Genomic DNA, 16,047 nt, shown 5'->3' with positions numbered 1-16,047 from the left:
ACGACCACCACCGACATTCAGCGCGGCCGGTCCCCGCTCCGGCGCGCCCGCACGATCTCCGCCACCAATTCGCCTGCCGGACCGGACAATCGACGCGGCGGACGCCAGACCGCGCGCAGGGTGCGCGGCAGTTCCAGCCCCTCGACCGCGATCGCGCACAGCTCCCCGCGCGCCAGTTGATCGCCGACGGCCAGACTGCTGACCACGGCCGGACCGACACCGGCCAGCACACTCGTCCGGATGGCGGCGGCGCTGCCGAGTTCCAGCAGCGGTTCGGCGCGCGGATATTCGGCCAGGGCCACATCCAGGGTGCCGCGCGTGCCGGAGCCCGGCTCGCGCACCACCAGCGGGGTCGCCGCCAGTTCCGCGACGGTGAGCGCGCGCCGCCGCCGGGCCCACGGATGTGCCGGATCGACGATCACCACCAGCCGGTCACCGGCGACCGTGGCGCTGTGCAGTCGCGCGGGGACGGTGGGACTTTCGACGAATCCCAGATCGCACTCCCCCGTAGCGAGCCGTTCGAACACCTCGCGCGAGTTGCGCATCTGGAGATGGATCCGCACATCCGGATGGTGGCGGCGGAACTCCCCCAGCCATCCGGGCAGCAGGCATTCGGCGACGGTCATACTCGCGAAGACGGTCAGCTCGGCCTCCTGATCGGTGCGCAGCGCCGCCGCCGCGTCCAGCAGCCGGTCCACATCGGCCAGTACCTGCCGCGCCCAGTGCACCACCACCCGACCGGCCGCGGACATCGTCGACCCGCGCGGACCCCGCTCCACCAGCGGCAGGCCGAGCCGCTGCTCCCACGCTCGTACCGCGCGGCTGGCGTTCGGCTGCGCCATCCCCACCGTACGCGCGGCGGCGCCGAGGCTGCCGTGGTCGTCGATGGCGACCAGTAGCGCCAAGACGGCGAGGTCCGGACGTTCGGGGGTCATGCCGACATCATATGGGTTGGCCGGAACCCATATCGCAGTGATATGTCTCGATGCCGAATCCGCGGCTACCGCGAGCAGTTGCCACCGGCGAGGGTCGAACCATGAGCGTCACCACCGAAACCCCCGCCGTCACACCGCCGCCGCCGACCGTCCTCCGACGCGCCCGCGAACTGGCACCGGGATCGACGGTGGTCGCCGCGGTCACCGCGACCGGCCTGCTGGTGAACCACCTGCTGCCGATGCTCAGCCCGCTGTCGGTGGCCATCGTGCTGGGTGTCCTGATGGCGAATACCGTTGCGGTGCCGGTCGGTTGGGAGCCCGGTCTGCGTTTCTCGTCGAAACGGCTGCTCCGCGTCGGGGTCGCGTTGCTGGGTTTGCAGGTGACCTTCGGGGATGTGCTCGGGCTCGGGCCCGCGGTGCTCGCGGTGGTGGTGACGATCGTGGCCGCCGGCATCGGCGGCACCCTGCTGATGGGCCGCGCACTGGGGGTGGGCCGCACACAGCGGCTGCTGATCGCCTGCGGCTTCTCCATCTGCGGGGCCGCCGCGGCCGCCGCCGTCGGCGAGGTGACCGATGCCGACGAAGAGGAGCTGGTCACCACGGTCGCGCTGGTGGTGGTGTTCGGCACGCTGCTGATCGCCGCGCTCCCGGTGGCCTCCCGGGCTCTGGGCCTGGCACCGCACACCGCCGGCGTGTGGGCGGGCGGCGCCGTGCACGAGGTCGCGCAGGTGGTGGCGACCGGTAGCGCCCTCGGTGGTGGCGCGCTGACGGTCGCGGTCATCGTGAAGCTGGCCCGGGTGATCCTGCTGGCCCCGGTGCTCGCCGTGATCGGCCGCCGGACCCGCCGCCGCGACGGCGACGCCCGCCGCATCCCCCTGATCCCCCTCTTCGTCGTCGCCTTCCTCGCCTGCGCGGCGCTCCGCACCACCGGCGTGCTGCCGTCACCTCTGCTCGCCGCGGCCAAGCCGGTGCAAACCGCCCTGCTCACCGCCGCGATGTTCGCTCTCGGCGCGGGCGTGCGAATATCCGCACTCCGCCGCGTCGGCCCGCGCCCCCTCGTCCTCGCCGCCCTCGCAACAGCCTGGGTGACCGGCCTCGCCCTGGTCGGCGCGGTCCTGACCGCCGGGTGACGACCGCGTCAGGCGACATCGGAGGCCGACTCCCGTGCCGGCGGCAGGATCACTGCCGACAGCACCGGACGATCCATCCACGGCACACTCTGCCGATGGGTTGCCGCGCGTCCTTCCCGCCGCGGCGGTGAGTGCGGGTGGTCCGGGCCAGGGCTATTCCGGTTTGCGGAGGACGGCGACGAACATGGCGTCGGTGCCGTGGCGGTGCGGCCAGAGTTGGGCGGCCGGGCCGTCGCCGAGGTCCGGGACGCCGGGCAGCAGCGGACGGGCGTCGAGTTGTTCGGCGCCGGTGCGGCGGATCGTATCCGCAACCACGGCAACGGTTTCCGACAGGTGCGGGGAACAGGTCGAGTACACGACGACGCCACCCGGTCGCAGCAGATCCCATGCGGCGGTGAGCAGTTCGCGCTGGAGCACGGTGAGATCGCGGACATCCGCCGGGGTTCGCCGCCACCGGGCCTCCGGGCGGCGGCGCAGGGCGCCCAGTCCGGTGCACGGGGCGTCGACCAGGATCCGGTCGTAGCCGGGGGTGAGGCCGCTGTCGCGTCCGTCCGCGACGCGCACCGTCACCGGCAAGTCGCGGGTCGACTTCCGGACCAGTTCGGCGCGGTGTTCCGCCGGTTCGACGGCGTCGATGTGGAAGCCGTCGATACCGGCCAGGGCGCCGAGCAGCGCGGCCTTGCCACCGGGGCCCGCGCACAGGTCCAGCCAGCGGCCGGTGTCGGCGCCCAGCAGTGGGGCCCGGGTCAGGGCCAGCGCCACCAACTGGCTGCCCTCGTCCTGCACCGCGGCCATACCGTCGCGCACCGGTTCCAGTTTGCCCGGGTCGCCACCGTCGAGGTACACCGCATACGGCGACCATCGTCCCTCGTCGCCGCCACTGACCAGCGCCAATTCCTCGGCGGTGATGTCACCGGGCCGGGCCACCAGATGAACGAGCGGCCGCTCGTCGTCGGCGGCCAGCAGATCGCCGAGTTCTCCGGCGCGCCCGCCGAGCGCGTCGGCGAAGGCCTGTGCGATCCAGGTGGGATGCGCGTATTCGAAAGCCAACCGGCCCACCGGATCTCGGGGAGCCAGCCGCTCCACCCACTCGTCGGTGGAGCGTTCCGCCGCTCGCCGCAGCACGGCATTCACGAAACCCGCCTTGCCGGGGCCGGATTCGGTCCGTGCCAGGTCCACGGAGGTGTCCACCGCGGCATGCGCCCCGACCCGGGTCCGCAGCAGCTGATAGACGCCCAGCCGCAACACGTCCAGCAACGGCCCGTCGATCTCACCGACCGGCCGCCCCGCGCAATCCGCGATCACCGCATCCAGCAGCCCCAGCGAACGGCAGGCCCCGTACGCCAACTCGGTCGCGAACGCCGCATCCCGCCCCGCCAGCCGCTGTTCCCGAATCAGCACCGGCAGAACGAGATTCGCGTACGCATCGCGCTCCCGCACCGCCCGCAACACGTCCCGCGCCACCTCACGCGGCGCATCCACCGACCCCGACCGCCCACCATGCTGCCGCCGACCCGAGCCCCCTCCGGCCCCCGCCGAATCCCGCCGACCGGCCCCGGTTCCCGCGGCGTCGCGCCGGCCGGAACCACGGCCGCCACTCCCGGCGCCCCGCACGTCACGCCGACCGCCGGCATCACCCGCGCCCGCATCACGCCGACCGGGCCCGGTATCCGCGGCATCGTCGCGACCGTTGCTGCCGCGGGCATGTCCTCCATCACGCCGACCGGCACCGCCGACTGCACGATCGCCGTCTCGGCGGCCGGCATCACCGGCGGCCCCCGGACCGCCACCGCTCCGGGAGCCTCCAGTGCCACGGCGATCGGCTGCACTCCCGGTACCCGTGTCCCGCCGACCGGCACCGCCGGTTTCCTGCCGACGCCCGGCACCAGAGCCATCGGTATCTCGCCGACCGGCGCCACCGGCCACGCGAGCGCCGTCGCCACGACCGGCACCACCGGTGTCCCTGCGTCGAGTACCACCGTCAGGACCGCCGTTCGCCCGAGACGGTTCGCGCCGAGCGGTACCGCCGTCGTCACCCCGTGGGTCCCGTCGACCGGTCACACGGGCAGTACTCGCGTCTCGCCGGCCGGCAGCATTCGTATCCCGTCGATCGCGACCACCGTCGGCGCTACCGGAAGCTCGCCGATCGGTCGTTCTCGCGGTGCCCGCTGTATCTCGCCGACCCGCTGCCGTGTCCGGCCGCCCGGCCTTCCCGGCTCCTCGCACCGAGGACACCGAAGGCGCCTGCCCTCCGGCACGCCGCGTGCCGCGTTCATCGGCATCGAATTCCTCGCCACCGGAATTCACGAGCACTCGCTTACGAACATTCCGGACCTCCCGGTCGTCGGCGCCACGCCATGAGAATCGCTGAACTGTGCCTCTGAAACGTTGTGCCACTTGCATTTTCGGCTGGTGGGATCATGCGGTCCGGAGGCGCGGATGTCGTCGCGCCACAGCGCCGCCGCACGGACGCGGTCCCGGCCGGGGCCGGACAGCCCCGGTGCGGGAACATCACGCGACCACCGCACCCGGCTCCAGGCGGGCGCCGCGGGCCCAGTCGAGCGCGGGCATCATCCGTTTGCCTTGGGGCTGTACCTGATCCAGGCGGATCGCGGTGGTGGCGGTGCCGATGTAGACGCCGGACTTGCGTATCTCGATCGTCCGGACCGGCAGGGATTCCTCGACCAGCTCCACCGGGCCGAGTTTGAGCCGCTTGCCGTCGATCTCGGTCCAGGCGCCGGGGGCGGGGGTGACCGCGCGGATGCGGCGGCCGATCGCCAGGGCCGGCTGGTCCCAGCGGATGTGGGCGGTTTCGGCATCGAGCTTCGGGGCGTAGGACACGCCGTCGGTGCTCTGCGGAACCGGTTGCAGCACACCGTCTTCGATGCCGTCCATGGTGGATTCCAGCAGGTGTGCGCCGGACCGGGCCAGCCGGTCCAGCAGTTCGCCCGCGGTGTCGCCGACCGCGATCTTCTCGGTGACCACGCCGAATACCGGGCCGGTGTCGAGCCCCTTCTCGATCTGGAAGGTCGCCGCGCCGGTGAATTCGTCGCCGGCGAGGACGGCCGCCTGCACCGGGGCCGCGCCACGCCAGGCCGGCAGCAGCGAGAAATGCAGGTTCACCCAGCCGAACACCGGGATGTCGAGCAGTCGCTGCGGCAGCAGTGCGCCGTAGGCCACCACGGGGCAGCAGTCCGGGGCCAGGGCGGTGAGGGCTGCCACGAACTCCGGTTCGGACGGTTTCTGCGGGGTGAGGACCGGGATGCCGTGCTCGTCGGCGAGTGTGCCGACCGGTGAGCGGGTGACCTTGCGGCCGCGGCCCGCGATCGCATCGGGACGAGTGACGACCGCCACCACCTCGTGCCGGGACGAGGCCAGCAGCCGCTGCAACGACGGGACGGCGGGTTCCGGGGTGCCGGCGAAGACCAAGCGCATCAGCGGCCCCGGCCCGGGAGCGCGGCCTCACGGGTGGCCGCCACCTCGGCGGCCGACATCACGGTCTTACCGGCAGCGAACCAGGACGATTCCCGGACCGCGCGCATCGCGTCCTTGCGACTGGCCTGATCGAGTCGCTGGATGTACAGCACCCCGTCGAGGTGGTCGGTCTCGTGCTGCACACAGCGGGCCAGCAGGTCGGACGCCTCGAATTCGACCGGTTCGCCGTCGGCGTCGTGCCCACGCGCGACCACCTTCAACGCGCGCGTGACGTCGTAGCGCAGGCCGGGAATCGACAGGCAGCCCTCAGGGCCGGTCTGCTCCTCCTCGCCGATCACCTCGAAGGTGGGGTTGACCAGCGCACCGGCCGCACCGGGGGTGTTCGAGCGGCCGTCGCGGCGGGTGTCGTACACGAACACGCGCAGGCCGACACCGATCTGCGGCGCCGCCATACCGACACCGCCGCTGCCGTGCATGGTGTCGGTGAGATCGCCGACCAGCTGGCGCAACTCCCGATCGAACGTGCCGACCTCGTCGGCACGCGCACGCAGAACGGGATCGCCGAACAGGCGAACGGGCTGGATGGTCACGGCGGTCTCCCCGGACGAACGAACAATTCCATTCATTTTACGGGTCCGGACGACCCCGTCTCACCAGCTCCCGAACCGGACGCGGGCCAATGCGCGCCGACGATGGCATCGGGAATGCCGGTTCCGAGCGGAACGACCACGCAGTCCGGCTCCCGGGCGTGCGCGGGATCGAGCGTATTGATCAGCAACTGCTGCACATACGGGTCGTAGACCAGATGGAAGTGCCCGGTCAGGTCGACCGGGCAGCGATCCTGCAGCACGATGTTCTCGGCGCCGGGCCCACGCAGGGCGATGTTCTCGAACGGCTGGATCATCTCGTCGACGCGGCTGCCGATGGTGGTGTATCGCACACCCGCCACGGTGTCGCCACCGGCGTTCAGCTCCTGCATGAACGGCGATCCGTCGGCCTGCTGGATGACCGCGGTGGAGGTGAACTGCGCCACCACCCACCACAGCGGCGGCACGGCATTCGCCACGGGGACCAGACCCCAGAGGGTGCCGCCGTAGGTGGGCGAGGCCAGCCCGACCCACTGCCGCACCCGCGCCGCGCCGCCGAGTTTGTTCACGTAGTACCGGGTGACGACGGCGCCCTGCGAGAATCCGACCAGATCCACCTGTTTCGCGCCGGTCGCCGTGAGCACGTCGCCGACGAAGGCGGCCAGTTGCCGGGCCGAGAGGTGGATGTCGGCGCTGCCGAAATCGGTGTCATCGGATTCGCTGCCGTAATTCAGGGCGAAGACGCAGAATCCGGCGCCGGCCAGTTCCGGGCCGATCGCGGCCCAGTCGGAATAGGCGGAGGATCCGGTGCCGTGCGCCAGCACCACGGGATTCGGGTGTGCGGCGCTCGGCGTGCAGTGAAAGTTGTTGGTGCCCTGCGGCGTCACGTTCCGATGGCCGGCCAGGTAGCGGGCCGCGCCGAGATGTTCGGTCTGCGGCGGGCCGGGTTCGGCCGGGACCACGGGCGCGCGATAGTCGTCGGATCCACCCGGATCCGCGGTCGCGACCGCGCTACCGAACTGTAGTGCGCAGATCAGCGCAATCGCGACCGCGATCCATCGTTGTGATCGGTACCGGTGACACCGCCCCCGTATTTGTGGCATCTCCCGATCATCGCGCATCCCCCCAGCAAATCAGCGCTGGGACACGGCATTTCGTCACGACTGTTGATCGGTGACGTCGTCGGCGAGGATCCGGTAGAGCGATCGGCGCGCCTCGGTGAGCACCTCGGCCGCCTTGGCCGCCTGCTCCGGCGAACCGGCCCGCGCCACCTGCGCGACCGCACCCATCAGCTGATGCACCTGTCCACGCAGGTCCAGCGTCTGATCACCGACTCCGGCCCGGACGTCCTGCCACGGATCACCGAGGTCCTCACGATTGTCCTGGAGGTAGGTGACGCCCTCCTCGGTGAGCTTGGCGGTCTTGCGCCCGGCCACCTTGTCGATGATCACCAGACCCTCGTCCTCGAGCTGGGACAGCGCCGGGTAGATCGAGCCGGGGCTCGGCCGCCAGACATCGTCACTGCGCTCACGGATCTGCTGGATCAGCTCGTATCCGTGCATCGGACGCTCCTGGAGCAGCAGCAGGATGGCCGCGCGGACATCACCGCGCCGCCCCCGGCCACCGCGGCCGCGACCGCGACCGAAGTGCCCGCCACCCGGACCGAACCCGGGCCCGAAATCCGGCCCGAACGGGCCACCGAAACCGCGGGGATCCCGCGGATGCCGGCGGAAGTGCTCCCGCCCGCCCGGTCGCGGACCACGCCCGCGACCACGAATGCTCTTGTTTCCCATGTCTTCCATGGTGTGCCTCCTGAGGCTTTGTACTTACGATTACTTCATCGACGATATATCGACAATGCATCTACTGCAAGGGTGTATTCGAAGTGATCCATGACACGAACCGATCGGTTCGCGGTTTTCCCAGCAGCTTCGATCCGGGCTCCGACCGGCCGAAGCCCGTCGGGCAGAATGATCCGGTGCCGCCGGAACCGACGATCCGCACCGCGATTCCCGCGGATTACGACGCCATCATCACCGTGGTCGACGACTGGTGGGGGCGCTCGGTCGCCCCGATCCTCCCCCGGTTGTTCCTGGACCACTTCGCGGCCACCAGCCTGATCGCCGAATCCGGATCCGATCTCGCGGGCTTCCTCATCGGCTTCCTGTCCCCCACGGAGGCCGGCACCGCGTACATCCACTTCGTCGGCGTACATCCGGATCGGCGCGGCACCGGACTGGCCCGCACGCTCTACGACCGGTTCATCAGCGCGGCGATCGCCGACGACCGCCGCCGGGTCTGCGCGATCACCTCACCCGGAAACCAGGGCTCGGCCGCCTTCCACCGGGCCCTCGGCTTCACCGTCCGCGGCCCGGTCACCGACTACAACGGGCCCGATTCACCGATGCTCACCTTCGAACGGGCGATCGGCGGGTAGCTACTACCGATCGACCTCCGCGGTCAGCCGGGCCAACTCGGCCACCTTGGCCGCGAGCGATTCCACGACCGGTTCCGACACCGCCGCCCGACGCCGCGACGGCGCACCTCCGGCCATCAGGCTCACCCGCCCCTGCTGATCGACCAGCCACTTCCCGCACACACACCGCAAATATCTGGTCGTGCCGCGCGACGAGATCAGCATGGGCGATGGCCAGGAGCAGGAAGGGCAGGTGGCGGGCATAACCGCAAGCCTGGGCACTGCCGGGCTTCATGCCAAACACCTCGGCGGCGTGGCGCGAGAATTCACCTCGTGCCAAATCCCCCGACCTCTCCCTATTCAGCTACTTTTCAGCATCCCCATCTGGATCCTGGTCGATTGCCGCTCCAACGGTGATCACCTCATCGATCGAGAACGCCCTGACCAGACATCTCGTCAGCTCCCGCATGGTCATCAGATCCGCTGCGCGGACCGGCCGGACCACACTGTCCGACAGCGATCCAAACTTGTCGGACAACGTCCATATCAGGACGTCGGCTCATCCCCGGAGGGATCCTTCAGCTCATAGCCTGTCTGCAATAGTCATGTTCTCAGCGCATGCTTCAGCAGACATCGTTGGCTAGGCGATCACTTCATCGATCGAAGATGCTGTGACGAATCGCTCCGACAGCTCTCGAAGTGTCACGGCATCCGCGGCACGCACCGTCCGGATCACACGGTCCGATAGCGACCCGAACTTGAGCGAAAACTGGTGGATCAGCAGATCGGCCTGCCCTTGGACCCGCCCCTCGGCCTGCCCTTCGACCCGCCCCTCGGCACGAAATTCGTCTGCGACAGTCATCATGGCCTCCTTAGCCTGTGGCCCGAGCTGGTCGAAAACCGGACGCAATGCGCTGGCACTGGTCTTACTGACAGTAAAAAGGTACATCAGCAGCCGGTATATCTGCTCCGGCGTCAGCAGTCGCAGATGCTCTATGAGCGAGAACAAGACCTCTTCGATGTGATCATGTTTCGGCGCCTGCAACAACATCACGAGGATGACTCCGACCGCGGGCTGCCTCGCCAGCAACTCCCGCACACCGATGGCGTTCACGTCATCGAGCAGGAAACGGAACCGTGGTAGGTAGTCGCCCAGCAGGTCGCGCACCTCCTCGTCGACATCCAGGATGTCGCCGAGTTCGACCGGGACCGACCATCGCGCCCCATCCGCGCTCACGTGCACCACGACCGGCAGGATCAGCGGTAGCCGCGTGACCGGTGGACGCTGCTTCTTCCGATCTTCCAGGTAGCGGGCCCAGATCGCCACCATGTACTCGACCATCCGGAACGGCATCAGCGGATCCTGGCTGCTCTGGTGCTCGATCAACAGATAGACGAAGGCGTCGCGGTTGTTCCATCGGGTGCGGAACAGGATGTCGCTGTAGCGGGAACGCAACTCCGCGGGGACGAAGCTGCCGGACTGGCGTTCCATGACCGACCAGTCCATGAGCTCCGAGACGGCTGCCGACAGGACGGACCGCAATTCACCGGCCGCCACCTCGGGGTTCGACAGTTCGGCCCGGAAGTAGGCATCGTGTGGGTTGTTCGGTTTCTCCCCCATACGAGGCAAACTACCTGCCGAATTGTGCTGGCGCTACACGCCTTTCGAGATTTCGACGTGAAAGGTTTGTGCTGCAAGCGAACACGGCGTGGCGACACGCACTGGGCCCGCCGGCACCACTTCGAGGCAGCAGCTAGCCGATGTCGACGGGGTCGATCTGCACGCGCAGGGGGGCGGTGTCGCGGTGGGTGCTGCGGACGGCCTGAGCGGCGGTGAGGGCACGGGACAGGGCGGCGCCGGCGTTGCGGTCGACGCGCAGAATCATGCGTTCGACCTCGGCGGGAGAATCGCCGGAGGAGAACGGTTTGCGCGCGCCGGGGGGCAGCGGGACCGGGCCGAGCAGTTCCACATCGGCGGGAAGCTTTGCCTCACCGAGCAATTCGGCGACCGAATCGGTGGTGCCGTCGACGACCGCGAGGCGCACGGCCGGGGGGAAACGGACCTCGGTGCGAGCGTTCAATTCGAGGTCGGCGTGGCCCACCGGATCCCAGCGCACCAGCGCCTGGACAGTAGGCAGCGACGGCTCGGCCATCACGAGTACCCGGCCGCTGTGGCGGACCAGGGTGGCGGCCGACATCCAGCGGCGCAGGGCGTCCTCGGCGGCGCGCAGGTCGGCCCGGCCCAGTAACGCCCAGCCGTCCAGCAGCAACGCGACGCCGTAGCCGCCCGGCGCCGACGGCTCGGCGCCGATGGTGGCGACCACCACCTGCGGGCCCGCCGGGACCGTGTCCAGTATCTCGGCGCCGCCGGAACCGCGGATCGGCACGCCCGGGAATGCCCGGCCCAGTTCCTCGGCGGTACGGGCCGCGCCGATCACCGTTCCGCGCAGCACCCGGGAACCGCAGGTCGAGCAGCGGAAGGCCGCCTCCACGATGCCGCACCAGCGGCAGCTCGGACTGTGTGCGACCGCATTGGAGCTACTGCGGGACAACGTGATTCCGAGTTCACGTGCCGAACCCGGGTGGGATCGCGCCGGATCCGGCTCGGCACGGGCGGACTCGCCGAGCGCGGCCGCCGCGGCGGCACCGCGACGCTGGGCGCGGGAGCCGACCGGGTGGCTCGCCGCGGGTGGCTCGCCGTTGCCGTCGGGCAGCGCCAGCGGGCCGTTGCAGTGTCGGCACCGGGCAGGCGTGCGACATTTCGAACAGGCCAGTGCGGGCACGTAACCGCGGCGCGGAACCTGTACCAGCACCGGCATTCCCGCCGCCAGCGCCTTGCGCGCGACCATGAACGCCTCGCCCGGAATACGCGCGGCCCGCGCCATCGGATCCCGTTCCAGCGCCACATCGGTATCGCCCGGCGCGCTGATCCGAGGCGCGCATTCCCGCAGCACGGCCCGGTCGGCGACGAGGTCGTGGGCCCATCCGGCCTCCACGACGGCGTGGATCTCCGCCGTGCGGGCGAACCCGCCCGCGACGAACGCCGCCCCCGACTCGTGCACCCGCAGCATCGCCACCTCCCGCGCGTGCGGATACGGCGATCGCGGTTCGGCGTAGGTGTCGTCGCCGTCGTCCCAGATCGCGATCAGTCCCAGATCGCGCGCGGGGGCGAAGATCGCACTGCGCGTGCCGACGACGATCCGCGCACTCCCCCGCAGGATCGCCAGCCAGCGCCGATACCGTGCTGCGGGCCCGAGCCCGGCCGCCAGCCCGACCGCCGCCTCCCCGGTGAGATCCACGCAGGCGGCCAGCACCCGATCCAGATCCCGCTGATCCGGCACCATGATGATCGCGCTTCGCCCGGCGGCGACCACCACCGCCGCCAGTTCGGCCAGCCGCGCCGCCCAATCCTCCCCGGGCAGCGCCTGCCAGGCCGCACGCGGCCCCTTGCCCTGCCCCAGTGCGGCCAGAAAAGATTCGCCGTGCCGGTACCGCCGCCACGCCGAGCTCGAAATATCAACAGCAGCAACGTCACTCGACTCCGCCGCGCGAACATCGACGGGATCGCCGACCGGATCATCCGAGTCGCCCGCATCACCACCGGATCCGGCACCGGCCGCTTCGTGCGCCACCGCCGAACCGCTGTGTTCCCGCTCCGCCTCGGACGTGACGCCGACCAGGCCTCCGGGTCCGACCGCACCGTCATCGGACCGCACACTCTCCAGCCCCAAAGCATTCACCAGGCGAACTCCGGCGGCGCCCGACTTCGCCTCGCCACCGTCGGTCGGGTCGACCGGCCGGCCGGCTGTACCGCTGACTTCCGTGGCACCCGGCCGGATTCGGTTGCGAGGCGCGGGCACCTCGACGGTGAGCTCCGCTGTCTCCGGCCGCACTCGATCACGGGCCTCGGAGGCACCGGTCTCGACGGCACCGTGAACGTGCGACGGCGGCCCGGTCTCTGCCACGACGGCCCGGGGGCCGAGCGGATCGCCGCCCCGCGTGATCGCAGTCGAGTCCGAGTCCGCCTGTGGCCCGACCACCTCGGGGGTCGGTGGGATCGTCTCTGCGGCAAGCGGATCCGGAACTTCGAGTGCGGCGGCGCCCTCGGTCCCCGCGTGTCTTCCGGTGGCCGCAGCGCCGCCGGGTGACTCGGGAGCGGCATCCGTGGGTGGAACCGGTTCTGTAGCAGATGAATTCGGAGCTCCGGTCGCGGCGTCGCCGACTCCGGAGGCCACGGATACCGAGGAAGGAGCGGCGGTCGTCCTCGCCTCCGATTCGGCCGAGTCGCCCGGTGCGGTGGTATCCGCATTCTCGATCACCGCGGGGCCGTCTGCCACGGTGGCATCGTCCGTACTCCCGGCCGGGGACGCGGAGGCCTTGCCGCGCTTCTTCGGCGGTTTCACCGGATCCTCGGCCTCGGTCCTGGCGTGGCGGGGTGGGACGGCCAGACGCAGGACGTCGGCGCGGGTGCCGGCGTAGCGGGCGGCGACGGCGGTGATCAGGCGGAGGATCTCGGGAGTGAGGACGCGTTCGCCGGAGACGACGCGGTCCAGGGGCATCAGGCGGCCGGTGTGGTCGGTGCGTTCGAGCCGTTCCAGCAGGTAGCCGTCGATCAGGCGGCCGGAGAAACGAATACGGACGCGCACGCCGGGTTGGGCGAGCGCGTCCATGTCGGGGGGTACGAGATAGTCGAAATCGCGGTCCAGGTGGGCCGGTTCGAGCAGAGGCAGGACCCGGGCGATCGGGTGGGTCGGGCCGATGGCAGACCCGGCGGCGGCGTGCGGGACCACGGTGGGTCCGGATATGCCGTCGCCGGGCACTGCCTCCGCCACATCAGCGTCCGGCGGCGGCGCGCAGCTTCTCGGCGCGGTCGGTGCGCTCCCAGGGCAGGTCGACGTCGGTGCGGCCGAAGTGGCCGTACGCGGCGGTCGGTGCGTAGATCGGGCGCAGCAGATCCAGGTCGCGGATGATCGCGCCCGGACGCAGGTCGAAGACCTCGCTGATGGCGGCCGAGATCTGCTCCGGGTCGACCTTCTCGGTGCCGAAGGTCTCCACGAACAGGCCGACGGGGGCGGCCTTGCCGATGGCGTACGCCACCTGGACCTCGGTGCGGTCGGCCAGATCGGCGGCGACCACGTTCTTGGCGACCCAGCGCATGGCGTAAGCGGCCGAGCGGTCCACCTTCGACGGATCCTTGCCGGAGAAGGCGCCGCCGCCGTGGCGGGACATGCCGCCGTAGGTGTCGACGATGATCTTGCGGCCGGTCAGGCCGGCGTCGCCCATCGGGCCACCCAGCACGAACTTGCCGGTGGGATTGACGAGCAGCCGCACGTTCGAGATGTCCAGCGGGCTGGGCAGCTCCAGCTCGGCCAGCACTGACTCCAGCACCTTCTCGCGGATGTCGGGAGCGAGCAGGTTGTCCAGGTCGATGTCGGCGGCGTGCTGGGTGGACACCACGACCGTGTCCAGCCGGACCGGGATCGCGCCGTCGTATTCGATGGTGACCTGAGTCTTGCCGTCGGGACGCAGGTAGGGCAGCACGCCGGACTTGCGGACCTCGGTCAGCCGGCGGGCCAGCCGATGCGCGAGCGCGATCGGCAGCGGCATCAGCTCGGGGGTCTCCTTGGTGGCGTAACCGAACATCAGGCCCTGGTCACCCGCGCCCTGCTGCTCGATCTCGTCGTCGGAACCACCCACGCGGGACTCGTGCGACTTGTCGACGCCCTGCGCGATATCGGGCGACTGCGCGCCGATGGCGACGTTCACGCCACAGGAGGCGCCGTCGAAACCCTTGGCGGAGGAGTCGTATCCGATCTCCAGCACCTTCTCCCGGACGATGGTCGGGATGTCGGCGTAGGCCTCGGTGGTCACCTCACCGGCGACGTGCACCTGGCCGGTGGTCACCATGGTCTCGACCGCGACGCGACTGCGGGGATCCTCGCGGAGCAGCGCGTCGAGGATGGAATCGCTGATGGCATCACAGATCTTGTCCGGATGACCCTCGGTCACGGACTCACTCGTGAAAAGCCGGCTACCGGACTTGGGCACAGTTCTTCCCTCTCCTCAACGGATTACTTCGCTCGGGTCGCAACGGTAGCCGTACTGCGCCACCGCACAACCCTTCAGATCAGAATATTCCAAACCAACGACAGTGGGTACACTGTACGCAGAAGTATTCGCAACCGTCCACAGCAGGTAACCCCTACACACCCGTCCGCTCACCACCGAGACATCTCGGCGTGTCGACGGGTTCCGGCAGCGCCCGCATCGCTGCATCGGGTGCATGTTCGCGGTCCGCGCGCGTGCGCACGGCAGCGCTCAGCGCAGCAGCGGCCCCAGCGCGTCCAGCACCCGGCTGGCCAGCAGCGCCTTCGACCCGTGGTCGAGCGCCTGTTCGGTACCGTCGGCGCCGAGCAACCAGCCGTCGTTGTGGTCGACCTCGAAGGCCCGGCCCTCGCCGACGGCGTTGACCACCAGCAGATCACAGCCCTTGCGCTTCAATTTGGCGCGGGCATGGGTGAGCACGTCGCCGTGCTCGTCACCGGTCTCGGCGGCGAAGCCGACGATCGCGGTACCGGGCAACCGGCCGTCGTGCCGGGCCTGGACCAGACCGGCGAGGATGTCGCGGTTCTTGGTCAGCTCGATCGACTGCGGCTCGTCGGCGCCCTTCTTGATCTTCACCGCGGCCACGTGCACCGGGCGGAAATCGGCCACGGCCGCCGCCATGATCACCGCGTCCGCGCCGACCGCGTGCTTGTCGACGGCGACACCCAGTTGTTCAGCGGTGGTGACATGCACCAGTTCCACCGCGGCCGGCGCGTCCAGGCCGACGGTGTTACCCGCGATGAGGGTCACCTGCGCGCCGCGTTGCGCGGCCAGCCGGGCGACCGCGAAACCCTGTTTGCCGGAGCTGCGATTGCCCAGGAAGCGGACCGGGTCCAGCGGTTCCCGGGTGCCGCCGGCCGACACCACGAGGCGCCGGCCCTCCAGATCGCGCGGGATGGCGTCGGCGCGTTCCAGCAGCAGCGACGCCAGCCCGAAGATCTCCTCCGGCTCGGGCAGCCGGCCCGCGCCGGTATCGGCGCCGGTCAACCGCCCCGACGCGGGTTCGATCACGGTCGCGCCGTGCGCGCGCAACGTCCGCACGTTGGCGACGGTCGCCGGATGCTCCCACATCTCGGTGTGCATCGCGGGGGCGAACACCACCGGACATCGGGCGGTGAGCAGGGTCGCGGTGAGCAGGTCGTCGGCGCGACCCATGGCCGCGCGCGCCATCAGATCGGCCGTCGCCGGCGCGATCACCACGAGGTCGGCCTCCTGGCCCCGGCGCACGTGCGGCACCTCGGGCACATCGGTGAACACGTCCGTGTGCACCGGATTGCCCGACAGCGCCTCGAAGGTGACCCGCCCGACGAACTGCAACGCCGACTCGGTCGGAATCACCCGGACGTCGTGCCCGGTCTCGGTGAACTTCCGGACCAGCGCGCAGGCCTTGTAGGCAGCGATCCCACCGCCCACACCGACTACGATCCGCATCTGATCAA

Annotated in this window: 14 protein-coding genes; 3 read left to right on the top strand and 11 right to left on the bottom strand. The window is 70.2% G+C overall.

All coding sequences use genetic code 11. The features are described 5' to 3' along the window. Nucleotides 1–17: 17 nt before the first annotated feature. Nucleotides 18–935, bottom strand: a complete 918-nt coding sequence (locus LBW94_RS02665; RefSeq protein ID WP_225056482.1) for a LysR family transcriptional regulator — start codon at nt 933–935, stop codon at nt 18–20. Between the two features lie 101 nt (nt 936–1,036). On the opposite strand from LBW94_RS02665, the gene LBW94_RS02660 reads away from it, so the two are divergent. Next, complete coding sequence (locus tag LBW94_RS02660; protein ID WP_225056484.1) at nt 1,037–2,065, top strand: YeiH family protein; 1,029 nt, start codon at nt 1,037–1,039, stop codon at nt 2,063–2,065. Nucleotides 2,066–2,218: 153 nt separating this feature from the next. On the opposite strand, the gene LBW94_RS02655 is transcribed toward LBW94_RS02660, so the two are convergent. Next, nucleotides 2,219–3,679 (bottom strand): RsmB/NOP family class I SAM-dependent RNA methyltransferase, encoded by a 1,461-nt coding sequence (locus tag LBW94_RS02655; protein WP_225056486.1) that lies wholly within the window; start codon nt 3,677–3,679, stop codon nt 2,219–2,221. Here LBW94_RS02655 and LBW94_RS02650 point away from each other — a divergent pair. Beyond that, entirely contained in the window at nt 3,566–4,426 is an 861-nt protein-coding gene (locus tag LBW94_RS02650) for a hypothetical protein (protein ID WP_225056690.1), read from the top strand. The two genes, LBW94_RS02655 and LBW94_RS02650, sit on opposite strands and share 114 nt — an antisense overlap. A 150-nt stretch (nt 4,427–4,576) precedes the next feature. Here LBW94_RS02650 and fmt read toward each other — a convergent pair whose 3' ends face one another. From fmt to LBW94_RS02630, 4 genes are read right to left on the bottom strand one after another with little or no spacing between them, the layout of a single operon-like run. Beyond that, a complete protein-coding gene (fmt, locus tag LBW94_RS02645; protein WP_225056488.1) occupies nt 4,577–5,500 on the bottom strand; it encodes a methionyl-tRNA formyltransferase in 924 nt (307 codons plus the stop codon). Then, entirely contained in the window at nt 5,500–6,090 is a 591-nt protein-coding gene (gene def / locus LBW94_RS02640; protein WP_225056490.1) for a peptide deformylase, read from the bottom strand. Before def ends, fmt begins: the two co-directional genes overlap by 1 nt. 32 nt (nt 6,091–6,122) lie before the next feature. Further along, on the bottom strand, nt 6,123–7,190 hold the full coding sequence (locus LBW94_RS02635; RefSeq protein ID WP_225056491.1) for an esterase/lipase family protein: 1,068 nt from the start codon (nt 7,188–7,190) through the stop codon (nt 6,123–6,125). Nucleotides 7,191–7,244: 54 nt separating this feature from the next. Further along, a complete protein-coding gene (locus tag LBW94_RS02630) occupies nt 7,245–7,880 on the bottom strand; it encodes a PadR family transcriptional regulator (RefSeq protein WP_225056672.1) in 636 nt (211 codons plus the stop codon). 185 nt (nt 7,881–8,065) lie between these two features. Here LBW94_RS02630 and LBW94_RS02625 point away from each other — a divergent pair, with 185 nt between their 5' ends. Next, nucleotides 8,066–8,524 (top strand): GNAT family N-acetyltransferase, encoded by a 459-nt coding sequence (locus LBW94_RS02625; RefSeq protein ID WP_225056493.1) that lies wholly within the window; start codon nt 8,066–8,068, stop codon nt 8,522–8,524. A gap of 3 nt (nt 8,525–8,527) precedes the next feature. Here the strand turns inward: LBW94_RS02625 and LBW94_RS02620 are convergent, their stop codons facing one another. The 5 genes from LBW94_RS02620 to coaBC all read right to left on the bottom strand — a co-directional run bounded on the left by LBW94_RS02620 (nt 8,528) and on the right by coaBC (nt 16,039). Then, the gene (locus LBW94_RS02620; RefSeq protein WP_225056495.1) at nt 8,528–8,686 is read right to left on the bottom strand and encodes a hypothetical protein; all 159 of its coding nucleotides are present in this window, start codon (nt 8,684–8,686) and stop codon (nt 8,528–8,530) included. A 457-nt stretch (nt 8,687–9,143) separates the two neighbouring features. Continuing rightward, the gene (locus LBW94_RS02615; protein WP_225056496.1) at nt 9,144–10,124 is read right to left on the bottom strand and encodes an Rpn family recombination-promoting nuclease/putative transposase; all 981 of its coding nucleotides are present in this window, start codon (nt 10,122–10,124) and stop codon (nt 9,144–9,146) included. A 133-nt stretch (nt 10,125–10,257) separates the two neighbouring features. After that, complete coding sequence (locus tag LBW94_RS02610; protein ID WP_416276850.1) at nt 10,258–13,293, bottom strand: hypothetical protein; 3,036 nt, start codon at nt 13,291–13,293, stop codon at nt 10,258–10,260. 43 nt (nt 13,294–13,336) lie between these two features. Further along, nucleotides 13,337–14,551, bottom strand: a complete 1,215-nt coding sequence (metK, locus tag LBW94_RS02605; RefSeq protein ID WP_225056497.1) for a methionine adenosyltransferase — start codon at nt 14,549–14,551, stop codon at nt 13,337–13,339. Nucleotides 14,552–14,821: 270 nt separating this feature from the next. Further along, entirely contained in the window at nt 14,822–16,039 is a 1,218-nt protein-coding gene (gene coaBC / locus LBW94_RS02600; RefSeq protein ID WP_225056498.1) for a bifunctional phosphopantothenoylcysteine decarboxylase/phosphopantothenate--cysteine ligase CoaBC, read from the bottom strand. Between the last annotated feature and the right edge of the window lie 8 nt (nt 16,040–16,047).

It is taken from the genome of Nocardia sp. alder85J (assembly GCF_020176955.2).
GTDB lineage: Bacteria > Actinomycetota > Actinomycetes > Mycobacteriales > Mycobacteriaceae > Nocardia.
This window is presented reverse-complemented; position numbering and strand designations above follow the sequence as displayed.